At 65.1% G+C, this 16,302-nt stretch carries 15 protein-coding genes; 10 read left to right on the forward strand and 5 right to left on the reverse strand.

The annotated features are described in order from the left end of the window. The first annotated feature begins 119 nt into the window (after positions 1-119). Positions 120-2,252 (forward strand): EAL domain-containing protein, encoded by a 2,133-nt coding sequence (locus G4Y73_RS04665; RefSeq protein ID WP_164229949.1) that lies wholly within the window; start codon positions 120-122, stop codon positions 2,250-2,252. A 249-nt stretch (positions 2,253-2,501) separates the two neighbouring features. On the opposite strand, the gene G4Y73_RS04670 is transcribed toward G4Y73_RS04665, so the two are convergent. Then, positions 2,502-3,266, reverse strand: a complete 765-nt coding sequence (locus G4Y73_RS04670; RefSeq protein WP_164229950.1) for a hypothetical protein — start codon at positions 3,264-3,266, stop codon at positions 2,502-2,504. Between the two features lie 188 nt (positions 3,267-3,454). Here G4Y73_RS04670 and G4Y73_RS04675 point away from each other — a divergent pair, with 188 nt between their 5' ends. The 5 genes from G4Y73_RS04675 to G4Y73_RS04695 all read left to right on the forward strand — a co-directional run bounded on the left by G4Y73_RS04675 (position 3,455) and on the right by G4Y73_RS04695 (position 10,576). Further along, positions 3,455-3,934, forward strand: a complete 480-nt coding sequence (locus G4Y73_RS04675; RefSeq protein ID WP_164229952.1) for a GNAT family N-acetyltransferase — start codon at positions 3,455-3,457, stop codon at positions 3,932-3,934. A gap of 299 nt (positions 3,935-4,233) precedes the next feature. Then, complete coding sequence (locus tag G4Y73_RS04680; RefSeq protein WP_164229954.1) at positions 4,234-4,806, forward strand: ECF-type sigma factor; 573 nt, start codon at positions 4,234-4,236, stop codon at positions 4,804-4,806. A 3-nt stretch (positions 4,807-4,809) separates the two neighbouring features. Continuing rightward, positions 4,810-7,452, forward strand: a complete 2,643-nt coding sequence (locus G4Y73_RS04685) for a serine/threonine-protein kinase (protein WP_164229956.1) — start codon at positions 4,810-4,812, stop codon at positions 7,450-7,452. 53 nt (positions 7,453-7,505) lie between these two features. Further along, positions 7,506-8,438 carry a DnaJ C-terminal domain-containing protein gene (locus tag G4Y73_RS04690; RefSeq protein ID WP_164229958.1) on the forward strand — a complete coding sequence of 311 codons (933 nt, stop codon included), beginning with the start codon at positions 7,506-7,508 and terminating at the stop codon, positions 8,436-8,438. Between the two features lie 83 nt (positions 8,439-8,521). Then, entirely contained in the window at positions 8,522-10,576 is a 2,055-nt protein-coding gene (locus G4Y73_RS04695; protein ID WP_346426826.1) for an NADPH-dependent 2,4-dienoyl-CoA reductase, read from the forward strand. A 148-nt stretch (positions 10,577-10,724) separates the two neighbouring features. Here G4Y73_RS04695 and G4Y73_RS04700 read toward each other — a convergent pair whose 3' ends face one another. Both G4Y73_RS04700 and G4Y73_RS04705 read right to left on the reverse strand, forming a co-directional pair. Beyond that, positions 10,725-11,675 carry a homoserine kinase gene (locus G4Y73_RS04700; protein WP_164229962.1) on the reverse strand — a complete coding sequence of 317 codons (951 nt, stop codon included), beginning with the start codon at positions 11,673-11,675 and terminating at the stop codon, positions 10,725-10,727. 14 nt (positions 11,676-11,689) lie between these two features. Next, positions 11,690-12,724 (reverse strand): putative sulfate exporter family transporter, encoded by a 1,035-nt coding sequence (locus G4Y73_RS04705; RefSeq protein ID WP_164229964.1) that lies wholly within the window; start codon positions 12,722-12,724, stop codon positions 11,690-11,692. Between the two features lie 190 nt (positions 12,725-12,914). On the opposite strand from G4Y73_RS04705, the gene rpsP reads away from it, so the two are divergent. From rpsP to rplS, 4 genes are all read left to right on the forward strand, one after another. Then, positions 12,915-13,172, forward strand: coding sequence for a 30S ribosomal protein S16 (gene rpsP, locus G4Y73_RS04710; RefSeq protein WP_164229965.1), 258 nt, complete (start codon positions 12,915-12,917; stop codon positions 13,170-13,172). Between the two features lie 4 nt (positions 13,173-13,176). Then, entirely contained in the window at positions 13,177-13,686 is a 510-nt protein-coding gene (rimM, locus tag G4Y73_RS04715; RefSeq protein WP_164229967.1) for a ribosome maturation factor RimM, read from the forward strand. Then, positions 13,683-14,432 carry a tRNA (guanosine(37)-N1)-methyltransferase TrmD gene (trmD, locus tag G4Y73_RS04720; RefSeq protein ID WP_164229969.1) on the forward strand — a complete coding sequence of 250 codons (750 nt, stop codon included), beginning with the start codon at positions 13,683-13,685 and terminating at the stop codon, positions 14,430-14,432. The genes rimM and trmD overlap by 4 nt, the downstream gene beginning before the upstream one ends. A 72-nt stretch (positions 14,433-14,504) precedes the next feature. After that, positions 14,505-14,876 carry a 50S ribosomal protein L19 gene (rplS, locus tag G4Y73_RS04725; protein ID WP_164229971.1) on the forward strand — a complete coding sequence of 124 codons (372 nt, stop codon included), beginning with the start codon at positions 14,505-14,507 and terminating at the stop codon, positions 14,874-14,876. A gap of 85 nt (positions 14,877-14,961) precedes the next feature. On the opposite strand, the gene G4Y73_RS04730 is transcribed toward rplS, so the two are convergent. Next, a complete protein-coding gene (locus tag G4Y73_RS04730) occupies positions 14,962-15,414 on the reverse strand; it encodes a polymer-forming cytoskeletal protein (protein WP_164229973.1) in 453 nt (150 codons plus the stop codon). Continuing rightward, positions 15,318-16,271, reverse strand: a complete 954-nt coding sequence (locus tag G4Y73_RS04735; protein WP_164229975.1) for a M23 family metallopeptidase — start codon at positions 16,269-16,271, stop codon at positions 15,318-15,320. The genes G4Y73_RS04730 and G4Y73_RS04735 overlap by 97 nt, the downstream gene beginning before the upstream one ends. Positions 16,272-16,302 lie beyond the last annotated feature (31 nt).

Here is a 16,302-nt window from a genome sequence, read left to right on the forward strand (position 1 = left end):
GCATTCAGTATTGTCAGTAGGCTACTGAGACTGATCAAAAAATTTGAAAAAAAGTTTTGTGATTCCCATCACAATCTGCTATTTTCTGCTTGAGGCCTGCCATTCAGGGAGTGAGGGGCATGAGCAATGTAGAAGATCTGGCGCGTTTTGCTCGCCGAGCAGAGCGGTCGGAAAAGCCGATCAGCGACGACATGTTCGACTCGGTGGAGGCCGTGTGGGACCGTGTCCAGGATCGCGAAATTGCGGGCATGCTGCTCGATGCCATCCCGGGGATCTTCTTCCTGGTCGACACCCGGTATCGAATTACCCTGTGGAATCGGCGGCTGCAGAAGCTCACCGGTTTCAACTCCAGGAAGATCAGCAGCATGTCCGTGCTGGAGATGTTCGACGACTCCGATCGCGTGGAAATGGAACTGGCCCTGGAGAAGTGCCTGATCGAAGCGTATTCGACGGTCGATACATCGGTGTCGACCGAAGCGGGTGCGAGCCCCCTGCATCATTTCCAGAATCAGCTGGTCGAACTCGACGGCGAACAGATGATCGCCTGCGTGGCCATGGATGTCTCACGGCTGAAGGAAGTCGAGGCCGAACATGCCCGGCAGCGCGTCCAGTTGGAGCGCCTGGCCAGTCATGTGCCGGGGACCGTCTATCAGTTGCAGCGCGACCACGAATCCGGCCGGCTGTGGTTCCCCTACGCCAGCGCCAAGTTCCACCAGGTATTCGGGTTGGACTACTCGGACGTGGCGGAGGATGCCAGTCCGCTGTTCGATCGTATCCACGGGGCCGACTCGGACCGCGTGATGCAGGCGCTCGAGCGCAGCGCCGAGACCATGAAGCCCTTCTCCCAGGAACTGCGGATGTATCCCGTGGGCCGCGCCCGCACCGACGATGCCATCGAATGGATCGAAATCGATTCCGGGCCGGAAAAGCTGCCCGACGGCAGCATCATCTGGCATGGTTTTGCGCGGCTGGTTACGCACCGGCGCCAGCTCGAGCGAAAGCTGACGCAACTGGCCTACTACGATGACCTGACCGGATTGCCCAACCGGGCCCATCTGCAATCCACGCTGCGCGATGAGCTGACGGCGGCGGTATCCGCCCGCGAAGGGCTGGCCGTTCTCTATCTCGATCTCGACAACTTCAATGACATCAACGACGCCTGGAGCCATGCTGCGGGCGATCGCCTGCTCCAGGAAGTGGGCAACCGGCTCAAGACGCTGGTCAACGGTGAGGGCATGCTGGGTCGCATCGGTGGCGACGAGTTCCTGGCCATTCTTCGCGGGCCGCGCGTTCGCGAACAGGCCGAGGCGCTTGGCGAGGCCATTTGCGAGACCATGAATGCACCGATGCACTTGAGTGATCGGCAGGTTCGCATGACCATGTCGATCGGTATCAGCATGTTTCCATGCGATGCCGAAACGGCGGAGGATCTGATTCGCCATGCCGATGCGGCGGTCTACAACGCCAAGTCCCAGGGGCCGGGGCGCGTCGGGCGATATTCGCGCGAACTGACCGAGGCGGCCCGCGCGCGTCGATATCTCGAAACGGAACTGCGCACCGCCATTGAAAGTGAGCAGATTCAGGTGGCGTTGCAGCCGATCGTGTCGCTGGCAGACGGCAAGACGGTCGCGGTGGAAGCGCTGGCGCGCTGGTATCACTGGGAAGACGGGTGGTTGTCTCCGGACCGATTCGTGGCCATGGCCGAAAAGCGGGGCCTGATCGGCACGCTGGGTGAACAGGTCTATCGTCGGGCCATGCTGGCGGTCGCCGATATGCCCGGCGTCAGTCTCGCGCTCAATGTGGCGCCCGGCCAGTTACAGGATGGGTCGTTTTGCAAGCGTCTCGTCGATCTTGCCCAGGACTGCGGCCTGGGCGCCGAACGCATTGAAGTTGAATTGACCGAGCGTGCCTTTCTTGGTGAAGGCACCCTTGCGCTTGACCAGATCGATCGGCTGCGACAGGCTGGAATCAGCGTCGCGATCGATGACTTCGGAACGGGTTTTTCCTCGCTGGGATACCTGAGACGGCTGCCGGCCCAGCGTCTGAAGATCGATCGCATGTTCGTGCGACAGATCGAGAACGACCACGCCAGTGCGGCCATCGTCCGGGCGGTGACCAGCCTGGCTCACGACCTGGGGATGGAAGTCACCGCCGAGGGCGTGGAGACGGCCGACGAGGCGGAATTTATCCGCTCGCTCGGTTGTGACTATGCCCAGGGTTGGTATTTCGGCCGGCCGACGTTGGTGGAGTAGGGGGAAGACTGTCATCCCGGCCTTGAGCCGGGATCTCGCACGGTTCGGCGGGCACGGCTGAACTGATTGCCACCGGATGCCTGCGAGGCCCCGGATATTCGCTGGCGCGAATCCCTAGACGACAATCGGGTGGAATTCCAGGATGGCAGGTAAAGGTAGGATCGTCCCGGCCCGGGGCCGGGACTCACGCATTTTAAGGTTGGCGTGGCTTTCGGGCGACCCGGTGGGCTGCCCGCATGGAGAGTCTGATCAGCCTTCGCCTTCCTCTTCCTCTTCTTCTTCGTCTTCCAGGTCGGAATCGACGTAGAACATGCCTTCATCGGCCATCACGTAGTCGGCAGGGTTCCAGGCATTCATGCTGCCGGCTTCGCAGTCGACGTCACCAGTGGGAACCAGGGCCAGGGTGGCCTCGTCCTCGTTGGCGTCGCCTTCGGCCGGCAGGTCGGTATCGATGTCAAAGGCGTCTTCGAGATGCAGGTCGCCGTCTTCGTTGACGGTGCCGGTCGCGAAACAGATCACGCCTTCGGTTTCACCCAGTGGTTCGGGGACGTAGACGAAGGTGTAATCCTCGCCCGGTGGCAGCGCGTGGGCGTTGAACACGAAATCCCACATCGGTGCCATCCAGCGATACATGACGCGCGCCCAGGCGCCGTCCTCGATCGCTTCGCCGGTATCGGGGTCCTTCTGCGAGAAGTTCAGGTGGGCAATGCTCGACATGCCGGCCTGGCCGTCGGGCCCGCCGGGCTGCGGTCCGCCGGAACAGAAGTCCGGAATGCCGCCTTCGTCCTCGCTGCCTTCCTCTTCATCGTCGTCACCGCCGCCGGCATGCGGTGGGGGACCGGGTTCACCAGCCCAGGGCGGTGGTCCACCCCAGGGAGGCCCATCGTCACCACCGGGTGGTCCGGGTTCACCGGGCGGGCCGCCGGATGGCTGGGCGAGAGCGATGCCGGTCAACATCAGCAGGGAGAGTGCGGTTATCGCCTTGAGCAGGCGGAAGGGGTGCTGGTGTTTCATGTCGTCGTCCTCATTGGTCGAATGGATACAATTCGATCAGCCGGTACAGGCTGGCGAGGATGCCGGACGACGAGTCCCCTTCATCTCGTGACCGGCGCCTCGGGCCGATCGAGCTTCCAATATAGCAGTTGGGGGGTCAGTAACACTGTGATGTATCGCACATAACCGGGAATTGGTAGGATTCACTGATGGAAAACGCACTTGAGATCCGCACCGCCCGGCCCGGCGATGAAGCCCTGATCCTCGAATTCATTCGTGAGCTGGCCGAATACGAAAAGCTGGCGCACGAGGTCGAGGCCACGCCGGCGTTATTGACCGATTCCTTGTTCGCCGATGGCGCGGTGGCCGAGTGCGTGTTTGCCGAGTGGCAGGGCGAAGCGGTCGGTTTTGCCCTGTTCTTTCGCAATTTCTCGACCTTCGTCGGCCGGCCCGGCTTGTACCTGGAGGACCTGTTCGTGCGCGAGAGCCATCGCGGTCGCGGCATCGGCAAGGCGCTCTTGCTCCACCTGGCCGACCTCGCCCGCCAGCGCGGCTACGGGCGCATGGAGTGGAGCGTACTCGACTGGAACCAGCCGGCAATCGATTTCTACCACAGCCTGGGCGCGAAGCCGCTGAGTGACTGGACGGTATTCCGGCTCGATGAGCGGGCGTTGGAGCAGTTGGCGTAGCGTACTACTTGTCATCCCGGCCGCCTTTACTCTGGTCATCCCGGCCCCCGAGCCGGGATCTCGCACGGCTCGGCGGGCACGGCCAAACTGATTACCGCTGGATGTGTGCGAGGTCCCGAATATTCGCTGGCGCGAATTCCGGGACGACAGGGGGCACGAATTCCGGGACGACAGGGGGGCGCGAGTTCCGGGACGACAAGGGGGCGGAATTGCGGGACGACCCTTGGCCTTTAATCGCCGGTTAAGCAAGAATGTGGCACACTGCTGATCTCCATAAAAACGAGAATCCGGTTGCCATCATGTCAGCATCGCAGGAGGTCATTTCGGAAGGTGAGGTAACGCGCCTGCTCTCGGAGCTGCGCGATCAGCCCGATACCATCGACCGGATTCTGCCGCTGATCTACGATGATTTGCGTGAGGTGGCGCGCTGCCAGCAGGCTCGCTTCGGTTCCACGCCGACGCTGCAAACCACCGAGCTGGTGCACGAGGCCTTTCTCAAGTTGCGCCATGCCTCCGATCAGAACATCCGCAACCGGATGCACCTCAAGCGCTTGTCCTCGCTGGCCATTCGCCAGCTGATTGTCGACCACGCCCGCAGCAAGCTGGCAGCCAAGCGCGGCTCCGGCCAGAAACCGCTGGAGCTCAACGAGGAACTGGCCGAGGGTGGTAGCGAGGAAACCGTCCTGATGATCGACGAGGCCCTGGCCCGGCTCGAGGAAGCCAACCCGCGCCTGGCCGAGGTGGTCATCGCCCGTTTCTTCGGCGGCCAGACGGCCGAAGAGATCGCCGAAATGCTCGATGTTTCGGTGCGCACCGTGCAGCGCGACTGGGAGCGCGCCCGTGCCTGGCTGCTGGTCGAAATGAAGGGTTGATACGTGGCCGAAGCCGGTAGCGACAAGCCGCGGGGACGTCTGACGCCGGCTCGCCGCCGGCTGCTCGATCGATTGCTCGACGACCTGCTCGATCGCTCCGATTCCGATCGTCGTGAAATGCTGGCCGAATGCCGGCGTCGCGCTCCCCGCATAGCCAGTTGGCTCGAGCGCCTGGCCGCGGCCAGCACAGAACCGGGCGGCATGCTCGACGACAGCGCCCGCCACCTGGCCAGTGATGCCCTCGAAGCGCGCGTTCACTCCGATGCCTGTTCGCTCGAGCCCGGAACCCGGCTCGGTCCCTGGCGACTGATCGAACGCATCGGCACGGGCGGCATGGGCGAGGTCTATCGGGCCGAGCGCGCCGACGGTACCTTCGAGATGCAGGTGGCGGTCAAGCTGATTCGTACCCACAGCGATGACCTGGCCCGGCTGCTGACCTTCGAGCGCCAGACCCTGGCCCATCTGAGCCATCCCGGTATTGCGCGCCTGCTCGATGGCGGCCTCACCGACGACGGCAGGCCCTACCTGGTCATGGACTGGGTGGACGGGGAGACGCTGGATGACTGGTGCCGGGGCCAGGAAGCATCGGTCGACGACTGCCTGCGGGTGTTTGTCGAAGCCTGCGATGCCGTCCTGGCCGCGCATCGTGAATTGATCGTCCATGGCGATATCAAGCCGTCAAACCTGAAGGTCACCGATAGCGGCCGCGTCTGCCTGCTGGATTTCGGCGTGGCGCGGTTGCTCGATCGCGAAGGCCAGCACGAACTGCCGACGGCGCTCACGCCGGGTTTTGCCGCGCCGGAGGTCATGGAAGGCGAGCCGGTTTCGACTGCGGCTGATATCTACGGCCTGGGCGCCCTGTTGCACTGGCTGACCTACGGCCATGCGCCCGGGAGAGGAGGGCCGGATCAGATGCGTCAGGCCTGGCGTGGCTATCGGCGCCGGCGTGATCTGCAGGCCATCATCGATCGCGCCACGCATCCGGATCCGGCCGAGCGCTATGCCACCGTCAACGCGCTGGCGCTGGAGATCAGGCGCCTGCAGTCCGATCGGCCGCTGCGCGCGCGTGCGGTGCGTTTGCCCGAGCGCATGGCGCTTTGGGCGCGCCGGCATACCGTCGGCGCAGTGCTGGGCGGGGTGGCGCTGGCGATACTGATCGCGGCTGTGGGCGGCGTGGGCTGGCAGGCCCGGGTGGCGTCGGTCGAGCGCGACCTGGCGCAGGCCGAGGCAGCGCGCTCGAATGCGCTGCGCGAACACCTGACCCTGCTGTTTCGTGAGGTCGGCAGCCTGGCCGATGACACCGAGGAAATGACCGCGCGCGAACTGCTCGATCGCACGGCCGATGTGGCCGGTGAGTGGCTGGCCGAGGATCCGGATCTGCGCCAGCAGGTCAATGCCGTGCTCGGCGAAATCATGATCGCCCTTAACGACTATGCTTCGGCCGAGTCCCTGCTGGCCGATTTTGCCGGCGGCGATGCCGGCAGCGAAAATCCCCTGCTGCACTCGATTGCCCTGCTCGACATGGCGCAGGTTCACCATCGTCGCGGTCGCATCGCCGAGGGGCTTGAACTGGCCGAGCAGGCGGTGGGTATGCTCGAAGCACTGCCCGGCACCCATCCGGCCCGATTGTCCGATGGCTTGCAGATTCTCGGCCGACTGCGGCGCGATGCCGGGCAGTTCGAAGCGGCGGTCAGTGATCTCAGGCGTGCCCGCGAACTGGCACTGGAAGTCTCGGCCGGGCCGCGGCCCCTGATGGCGCGCGCCGAAAACAACCTGGCCATTACCCTGCTGATCGGTGGTGATCTCGAGGCGGCCGCCCGTCATCTCGAGGCGGCCGAGGCCTTGTGGCTGGCCCTGGGTCGCGACGATTCCAGCGATGCGCTGTCGGTGATGGCCAACCTGGCGTCCGTGCTCGACCGGATCGGGCGCAGCGATGAAGCCGAGCAGCGGCTCAGAAGAGTCATCGAGATTCGTCGTGAGCAATACGGGCCTTCGGCCGCGATGGCCGCGGCCCGGCTTGCGCTCGGGCGTTTGCTGGTGGTGCGCGGTGATTACGAAGCGGCCGAGCGCCAGCTCGAGCAGGCCGCGGAGACCTTCGCGCGATTCATCGGCGACGACACACCCGATTACGCTGCGGCCCGATTCGGCCGGGGTGAACTGGCCGAGGCCCGCGGCAATTTCGAACGCGCGCTTGAACATTATCGAAAGGCCGAGGAACTCATGACCGGCCTGCTCGGCGAGCATCACCCCTACAGCCTGCAGACACGCCTGGCCCTGCTCGGCGTCGAGCGTCGCCTGGACCTGGATTTCGATCCGGCCGACTACGAGCAACTCAGTGCCGATGCCGAGGCGGCAGGCGGCGCGGCCCGCTCGGTGGCCTCGGCCGTGGCCTGTGAGCGCGCTCGCTTCGAACTCGAGCGCGGGCGCTACGATGCGGCCGGCGAACAGGCCGAGGAGTGTCTGAATCTGCGCCAGGCGGCGGGCCTGGGTGGCTGGCGGCTGACCGAGGCCGAGGCCTTGATCGCGGCAGCAGACGCTGCCGGAGATGATCAGCCGGAACTGAGCCAGCTGGTGGAGCAACTGGCCGCCGCCATGCACCCCGAGCATCCCGTCGTCACGTGGTTCGACCAGTTGGACAAGACTTGACTTTCGGGCTGCCACCCTCATTGATCCGATAGGACTTTTCAGGCAGCCAAGGCATGCAATTCAAGGATTACTACAAGACGCTGGGCGTCGAACAGGGTGCCTCGGCGGACGAGATTCGGCGCGCCTATCGCAAGCTGGCGCGCAAGTATCATCCCGACCGCAACAAGGAATCGGATTCGGAAGACCGGTTCAAGGAGCTCGGAGAGGCCTACGAGGTACTCAAGGATCCGGCCAAGCGCAAGGAATACGATCAACTGCGTGCCGGCGGATGGCGTGGCGGTGACGACTTCAAACCGCCTCCGGGCTGGCATGGTGGTTTCCGCGACGCAGGTCGCGCCGGCGGCGCTGGTGGCGGCGAGGGGTTTGGCGATTTCAGCGATTTCTTCGAGTCGCTGTTCGGCGGCGGTCTCGGCGGCATGCGCGGCGGTGGTCGCCAGCGGGTGCGTGCGAAGGGCCGTGATGTCAACGCTACGGTCGAGATCGACCTCGACACCGCCTTCAACGGCGGCAAGCGCCGCATCTCCCTGGATCGAGGTGGCAAGCGCCAGGACCTGGAGGTGAACATCCCGGCCGGTGTTACCCCCGGGCGCAGGATTCGTCTGTCCGGCCAGGGCGAGCCGGGAATGGGCGGTGGCCCGGCCGGCGATCTCTACATGGAAGTCAAGATCGCGCCGCATCCGCTGTTCGAACTGGACGGGCGCGACGTGATCATCGACCTGCCCGTGGCGCCCTGGGAAGCGGCCCTGGGCGCGGAAGTCCGCGTGCCCACGCTCGGCGGCAAGGTCACCATGAACATTCCCGCCGGTTCGTCGAGCGGCAAGCGCATGCGCCTGAAAGGCCGTGGCCTGCCCGGCAAGCCCGCCGGCGATCAGATCGTCAACCTCAAAGTCGTCGTTCCGAAGCCCGGATCCGACCGGGAGCGGGAGCTTTACGAAGAGCTGGCCGAAGTCAGCGGCGCGAAGGTGCGTGAAGGGTTGGCTGGTTAGCTGGTCTAGCTAACCAGCTAACCAGCCAACAAGCCAACATGCCGACAGGCATAATAGTGCTTCCCCATACGCCAAGGTACGCCGTGACCGAAGCCTCCACCGCCTATCCGAACATCTTCCGCCCGCTCGACCTTGGGCACGTGACCCTGCCCAATCGCATCCTGATGGGATCGATGCATACCGGGCTGGAAGACCGGGTGTGGAACTGGCCGAAGCTGACCGCCTATTTCGTCGAGCGCGCGAAGGGCGGGGCGGGTCTGATGGTGACCGGCGGCATCGCACCCAATCGACGCGGCTCGCTGGCGCCGCTGGCTTCGAAGTTGACCAACCGGCTCGAGGCGCGCCGGCATCGCCGTATGACCGATGCCGTGCACGAGGCCGATGGGCGGATCTGCATGCAGATCCTGCACGCCGGGCGTTATGCCTATCACCCGTTTTCGCTCGCGCCTTCGGCAATCCAGGCGCCGATCAATCCGTTCAAGCCCCGGGCATTGTCGTCCAGGGGTATCGAGAAGCAGATTCGGCACTTCGTGCGCGCAGCGAAGCTGGCGCAGCATGCCGGTTACGACGGCGTGGAGGTGATGGGCTCGGAAGGCTACTTCATCAACCAGTTCCTGGTGCCGCGCACCAACAAGCGCGAGGACGAGTGGGGCGGGGCGTTTGAAAACCGCATGCGCATTGCCGTGGAGATCGTCCGGCGCACGCGCGAGGCGGTCGGCAGCGATTTCATCATCATCTATCGCTTGTCCATGCTCGACATGCTCGCCGACGGCAACAGCTGGGAAGAGGTGGTCGAACTGGGCAAGGCCATCGAGGCGGCCGGGGCGAGCATCATCAACACCGGCATCGGCTGGCACGAGACGCGCATTCCGACCATTGCCACCTCGGTGCCGCGCGCGGCCTACACTTTTGTCACGCGCAAGTTTCGTGACACGGTCTCGATTCCGCTGGTGACCACCAACCGCATCAACATGCCGCACACCGCCGAGGAGGTGCTGGCCCGGGGTGATGCCGACATGGTGTCGATGGCGCGGCCGTTCCTGGCTGATGCCGAATGGGTCAACAAGGCGCGCGCGGCCCGCGCCGACGAGATCAATACCTGCATTGCCTGCAATCAGGCCTGCCTCGATCACGTGTTCGAGAACAAGAAGGCCAGTTGCCTGGTCAATCCGCGCGCCGGGCGGGAGACCGAATTGTTGATCCGGCCGGCGAAGCAGAAGAAGCGCGTGGCGGTCGTGGGTGCCGGCCCGGCCGGGCTGGCGGCGGCCACCACCGCCGCCGAGTGCGGTCACGAAGTGGTGCTGTTCGAGGCCATGGACCGCATCGGCGGGCAGTTCAACATGGCCCAGCGCATTCCCGGCAAGGAGGAGTTCGTCGAGACCCTGCGGTACTTCGGCCGTCGTATCAAGCTCACCGGTGTCGACCTGCGCCTGAACACGCCGGTCGATGTGGAAGGTCCGGTCGCCGAAGACTTCGACGAATTCATCATCGCCACCGGGGTGCTGCCGCGCGATCCGAAGATTCCCGGCCAGGATCATTCCTCGGTGCTCGGCTATATCGATGTGCTGCTGCACAACAAGCCGGTTGGCCCGCGCGTGGCGGTCATCGGCGCCGGCGGCATCGGCTTCGATGTGTCGGAGTTCCTGGTCCATGGCGATGTGCCGGCCCGGCCGGATCCCGATCAGGTTCGGCCCGAGGACTTTTTCGAGCAGTGGGGCGTGGACCAATCCCTGGAGCGCCGCGGGGGGGTCGAAGGGCTCGAGCCGAACTTCGGCGAACCGGCCCGCGAGGTCTACCTGCTGCAACGCAAGACGACCAAGCACGGCAAGGGCCTGGGCAAGACCACCGGCTGGATTCACCGTGCCTCGCTCAAGCATTACGGCGTGAAGATGCTCGGTGGCGTGAGTTACGAGCGCGTCGACGACGACGGCTTGCACATCCGCATCGACGATAAATCCCAGGTGCTCGCGGTCGACAACATCGTCATCTGCGCCGGCCAGGTTTCGCGCACCGAACTGGTCGAGCCGCTGGAAGCGGCCGGCGCGAAGGTCCACCTCATCGGCGGCGCCCATATCGCGACCGAGCTCGACGCCAAGCGCGCGATTGACGAAGGCACGCGCGTGGCGGCCGGGCTCTGAGACTCAAAGGTGTCGTCCCGGCCTCTGAGCCGGGACCTCGCATGCTTCGGTTCGGCACGGCCTGGCTGATTGCTACCGGACAGGTGCGAGATCCCGGATATTTGCTGCGCAAATTTCGGGATGACATTGGGTGCTTTTGGCCGCGTAGCTAATCTGGCTCCAGCCTTGCTCCCGGTGCATCCACCGGGGAAATGAGGGCGGTGGCGGCCAGGTTCGCCTGCTCGAAGGCCTTGACCATGGCCGGGGCGGCGCGGTGGGCTTCCGGGGCGCTGGCGAACCAGGCGAAGATGCTGGGGCCCGAGCCGGAAAGGCTGGCGCCCAGGGCCTGGTGATCGAGCGCCGTCTGCTTGACTGCTTCGAATCCGGGGATCAGCCCGGCACGTCGTGGTTCGACCAGCACGTCTTCGAGGCCCTTGCGGATCAATCCCAAGTCGTTGGCGTAGCAGCCGGCCAGGACCCGCGCCAGGTTGGCCTGGGCGGCCGTGATGAGGCCAAGATCGAATGGGGCTTCCAGCGCGGCCCGGGTCTGGCGGGTTTCGATGCTCATGTCGGGGCGTACCACCACCGCGGTCAGGCCCTCGGGTACGGGAATGCGGATCAGGTCATCGCCGGCGGCCAGCACCAGGCCGCCGAGCAATTGCGGGCCGACGTTGTCTCCGCAGTCGGCGCCGGAGGCGACACGTTCGCCTTCCAGCGCATGCCGGTAGAGTGCGCGCTGGGCCAACGGGCGGTCGAGCAGGGCGTTGGCGGCGACCACCGCAGCCACTGCACTGGCGGCCGAGCCGGCCAGGCCCGAAGCCAGCGGAATGCCCTTGTCGATGGTTAATTCGATGCCCGCATCCGGTGCCCGGGCGGCCAGCAGGGATCGCACCGCGCGCGATGCGGTGTTGTCGTCCGCTTCGGTGGGTAGTTCGGTGGCCACCCCCGCAATCGAGACGATGCGCACCCCGGGTTTGTCCACGCGCCGGGCGGTTACGCGATCGGCCAGGCCTTCAATCGCATGCCCGAGCAGGTCGAAGCCGACGGCGACGTTGCCGATGCAGGCGGGGGCGAGGGCGGTTGCCGTTGCGGATGCCGTTGCCGTTCGATCGATTGTCATCAGTTCTGCTGCCCCTAATTCATCCACCACACCGCCACACCGAACATCACGGCCGCCGCGGCCACGGCCGCGACCGCCGGTTTCCAGCCATGCGCCTTGAGTTCCGAGGGCTGGACCGTCGTGGCCAGGGCGGTCATGGCCATGGCGAAGGCGAACATCGAGGCCTGGGCCACGACCGCCAGGATGTCATTCCACAGCGCGTGGTCGGGGCCGAGCAGGGCATCGATGCCGCTGCGTGCGCCCGAGAGCGCGATGAAGGCGACGATGAAAAGCGGCAGGCGCACCTTGGCCGAGCCGCCTTCGTGGCGACGGGTGTAGAACCAGACCAGGGCCGGGATGAGGATCAGCATGCCGGCGTTTCGCATCAGCTTGGCGACCGTGGCGGCCACCAGCGTGCCGTCCGCGTCCCAGGCCTGCTCGTGCAGGGCGGCCGCGGCCGTGACCTGGGCGGTGTCGTGCACGGCGACGCCCAGGATGAAACCGATCTCTTCGGGGCTCTCGAACAGCCGCTCGAGCAGCCACGGATAGAGGACGGTCGCCGTGAGGCCGATCAGGGCAATACAGGCGATGGCGTAGCAGATCTCATCGCTTTTCGCCTTGAGCCCCGGCGCGGTGGCAGCAATCGCCGAAGCACCACAGATGGAGGTGCCGGCGGCCAGCAGGATACCCAGGCGCGGGCCGGCACCCGCCAGTCGCGCCAGCAACAGGGTGACCAGCAGACCCGTGGCGACCACCAGCAGTACCAGCGGCCAGGCCTGGGCGCCGAGCTGGCCGAGGTCGGCCAGGCTCAGGCGCAGGCCGATCAGGGCCACCGCGGTCTTGAGGATGATGCCGCGGGCCAGGGCCAGGCCGGGTTCGAGCCCGGGGCGCCGGTTGACCGGAGCGGCCAGCGCCAGCCCGGCGAGAATGGCCACCAGCATCATCGACAGCGGCAGACTGCCCACCGGCGGTGGCAGCAGGGCGATGAGGCGGACGATGAGCCAGGCGCCGGCGGCAATTACAGCGGCCAGGGCCAGGCCCGGTATCCGGGAGCGTAGTGTTTCGGTCACGGCAGGGGCATGCAGACGTTGAAAACTTCGGGCATGATAGTCGAAGCGGGAAGGCCGGCTGCAATCGTATTTCCAGAGCTGTTTCGGGCTTTCCTTTCGGCGTTTCTTCGGCTAAAATTGCGGGTTTGCCGAATTAAGCAATTGCCAAGCATCGGAACCGGAATGGTTCCGGCGCGATTCAGGAGAGAACATGGTCAAGATTCGCATGAGCCGGGGCGGCGCCAAGAAGCAGCCTTTCTACCACATCGTGGTAACCGACAGCCGCAACGCCCGTGACGGTCGCAGCATCGAGCGCCTCGGGTTCTTCAATCCCGTCGCGCGCGGTCAGAACGAGCGCCTGCGCCTGGATGTCGAGCGCGTGGACTACTGGCTCGGCCAGGGTGCGCAGATTTCCGAACGCGTTCGCGATCTGGCCAACGAAGCACGCCGGGCCCAGTCGGCGGCCTGAACCCATGTCGGCAGACGAATCGGTCCTTGTCGGCCGATTCAACGGCCCCTGGGGTGTTCAAGGCTGGGTCAGGATCTGGTCCGACACCCGGCCGCCGGTCGCCATCTTCGACTACCAGCCCTGGTTGATCGGCGACGGCCAATCCATCGAAGTTGAGCAGTGGCATCGGTCGGGTCCCCGGCTGGTGGCCAAACTGCGTGATGTCGATACGCCCGAACAAGCCGCTGCGCTTGGCAAAACAGACATCCGCGTCGCGCGCTCGGCGCTGCCCGAACCCGAAGCAGACGAATACTACTGGCACGACCTGATCGGCCTCGAGGTGGTCAACCTCGAGGGCCACGTCTATGGTCATGTGGCCCGAATGCTGGAAACCGGCGCCCACGATGTGATGGAAATCGACGGGGACTCACCGGTACTCATTCCCTTCGTGAGCGGCGAATTCGTACGCGAGGTCGATCTGACCGAGGGCCGGATTACCGTCGACTGGCCGCTGGAATGGACCGAGTCGGAATGATCTCGCGCATCGATGTCATCACCCTGTTTCCCGAGTGGGTCCAAAGCCTGAAGGGCCTGGGCCTGACCGGCCGCGCGCTGGCCGACGGGCGCGTGGCGCTGCACTGCTGGAATCCGCGCGACTACGCCAGCGGTGTGCACCGCAGCGTGGACGATCGCCCCTACGGCGGCGGGCCCGGCATGGTGATGCGGCCCGAGCCCCTGGCCAAGGCCATCGAGGCGGCGCGCGCTGACGGTGCCGAGGCGCCGGTGGCCTGCCTTTCACCGCAGGGCCGGCGGCTGGATCAGGCCGGGGTCGGGACCCTGGCGCAGCGCGAGCGACTGATTCTGGTGTGCGGACGCTACGAGGGTATCGACGAGCGGGTGATGGATGAACTGGTCGACGAGGAGTGGTCGATCGGCGATTTCGTGCTTTCCGGCGGCGAGCCGGCGGCGGCGGTGATGATCGATGCGGTTGTGCGCCTGCTGCCGGGCGTGTTGGGCCATGAACAGTCGGCCGAACAGGATTCGTTCGCCGACGGTCTGCTGGATTGCCCGCACTACACGCGGCCGGAAACCTGGCGTGGCCAGACGGTGCCGGAAGTGTTGCTCAGCGGTGACCATGCCCGCGTCGAGCGCTGGCGTCGGGCGCAGTCCCTCGATCGGACCCGCCGGCGCCGGCCGGATTTGATGCAGACGCGCGAGCTCGACCCGGACGAAGAGGCGCTGCTGGCCGAATTTTCCAAATCCGGGCGAGACAAGCGCTGAAAACGACGTTATAATGGCCAGCTTATTTGCCCCGCGAAGGGGCTGTCACGCTCAATCGGGAAGAACGCAGTCATGAGCAACATCATCGACGAAATCAACAAGGAACAGACCGAGCGCGAGATTCCGGAATTTGCCGCCGGCGACACGGTCGTGGTCAATCTCTGGGTGCGTGAAGGGGAACGTGAGCGCGTGCAGGCCTTCGAAGGCGTGTGCATCGCCAAGCGCAACCGCGGGCTCAACTCCGCCTTTACCGTGCGAAAAATCTCTCACGGCACCGGCGTCGAGCGTGTCTTCCAGACGTACAGCCCGCTGATCGAGTCGATCAAGATCAAGCGCCGGGGCAAGGTGCGTCGCGCCAAGCTGTTCTACCTGCGCGACCTCGAAGGCAAGGCTGCGCGCATCAAGGAAAAGCTTTCCAGCTCGGGCCGCCGCGCCCGCGCCTGATACCGGGTACCAGGGCTAGAAAAAAGGCCAGCTTTCGAGCTGGCCTTTTTTCGTTTGGGCGCCGTGCCCGCATGATTTCGGCGCTTCAGCCGCTCACGGTTGCCGCCTGATCGTCCTTTTCGGCCTTGTCGGCCGGCTTTGCGGTCTTGGATTCATGCGCCAGCTGCCGCGGTGATCCCGCTTCCTGTTCACGAATCCGGCTGTTGCCGTTGAACTGCCCACCGGGCTCGATCACCAGTTCGCTGACCACCACATCGCCCTGGACCCGGCCGCCGGCAACAATCTCCAGCCGTCGGGCCGAAATGCTGCCCTCGAAACTGCCGCTGACATAGAGGCGCTCGGCTTCGATTTCGCCTTCGACCCGGCCTTGCTCGCCAATGGCGATTTCAGCCTCGGAGCGGATCGTGCCCTCGATATGACCGTCGATGTGCAGGTGATCGCTCAGGGTGAGGTCGCCGACAAGCTTTGTACCTGCTGCAACAACGGTGTTTCCGGCACGTTCGCTGCCGTGCGTACGATTTCGGTCAAGGATTCCCATTGAACGCGATCCTCCTCGCTGAACAGAACGTCGAATTCTTCCAGCGACCAGCGCAGGAAGGGTGAGGGGTCGAGGCGACGCTGCAGGTAGCGTACCTCGTAGTGAAGATGGGGCGCGGCCGACTGACCGGTGTTGCCCGAATAGCCCAGCAATTCGCCGCGCTTGACGTAACTGCCGCTTTCGACGGCGATTTCGTCAAGGTGACCGAAGATGGTCGAGAAGCCGTAATTGTGGACCAGCTTGACCATCTTGCCGAGGCCGGAGTCGCGGTGCAGGGCGGCCCATTCGACCACGCCGTCGGCGGTGGCGTGAATGGGCGTGCCGCGCTTGGCGCGCAGGTCGACGCCGCCGTGCAGGCTTTCTTGTTCGTGGATCGGATGCTGGCGCATGCCGTAACGGCTGGTGACGAGGCCCGAGTCGACCGGAAAGCCGCTGGGAATGGAGCGCAGCATCAGTTGCCGCTGGAAGGCGGTGCGACCGGCAACGTCGATCCGCTGGGCCAGGGGCTGCTCGTCGTTCGGCTGCAGGCCCACCAGCGTCTCGATCCGGCCCAGCTCGCCGCCGAGAGCGGCCAGTTCGCGTCGGCGTTCCCGAAGCTGGTCCTGCAGTCGGCCGGTTTCGGCTGTCAGGCGCTGGTTGTCGGCCTGAATGCGCTGATTGTCACCGCTCAAGCCGGCAACCTGCCGATCCAGCTCGCCCACCCGGCCGGACAGCAGGACGATGGCCAGTGCGCCGCCGATGAACGCCAATGCCAGCCCGGCCGTCGCTCCGGCGATGAGGCGCTGTGTCCGTTGGCCAAGCGTGAAATGTTGCGAACCGCGATGGCTGGAAATTGTGATTGAATAGTCTTGCCGCATGCCTTGTTTGTCGTTTTCTTTAGTCGGGCCG

The sequence above is a fragment of the Wenzhouxiangella sp. XN201 genome, from assembly GCF_011008905.1.
Classification (GTDB): Bacteria; Pseudomonadota; Gammaproteobacteria; order Xanthomonadales; family Wenzhouxiangellaceae; genus Wenzhouxiangella.